This is a genomic window from Kingella pumchi (assembly GCF_022288825.1).
Classification (GTDB): Bacteria; Pseudomonadota; Gammaproteobacteria; order Burkholderiales; family Neisseriaceae; genus Kingella_D; species Kingella_D pumchi.
The window spans coordinates 2,003-2,440 of sequence record NZ_JAKOOW010000013.1 but is presented as its reverse complement, the minus strand read 5'-3'; the positions used below and the strand labels follow the sequence as shown (position 1 = coordinate 2,440).

Here is a 438-nt window from a genome sequence, read left to right as displayed (position 1 = left end):
GCACTTTCGTCCGTGTCCAAGCTCGGCACGTCTTTCAAGAAAAAGTAGTAACAAAATTCGCCGGCAAACCGCCGGCGAAAAATCAAACATAAGGGGTAAAACATGATCAGCCTAATCACAGGCCTGCCCGGCTCCGGCAAAACAAACCTGCTCGTCCACGAATTAATGACGCGCGACGATCTCAAAAACCGCCCGCTCTTCGTTGACGGCATCCCGGAATTGAAAATCCCGACGATGGAGATACCCGAAGGCGAAGACATGACAACATGGCACAAGTGGGCACCTACCGGCGCAATCCTCGTCATTGACGAAGCCCAGCGCATCTTCCGCCCTCGCCCCGCCGGTGCCAAAGTTCCTGACTACATCCAAGAGCTGGAGACCCACCGCCACAAAGGCATCGACATCTTTGTCATTACCCAGCATCCCAGGCTGATTGAT

At 54.1% G+C, this 438-nt stretch carries 1 protein-coding gene; it reads left to right on the top strand.

What is annotated here, in order from left to right; translation table 11 throughout:
* Positions 1-102: 102 nt before the first annotated feature.
* Positions 103-438, top strand: a 336-nt coding sequence (locus tag MB824_RS03470; protein WP_238745997.1) for a zonular occludens toxin domain-containing protein, incomplete at its 3' end; no start/stop codon positions are given.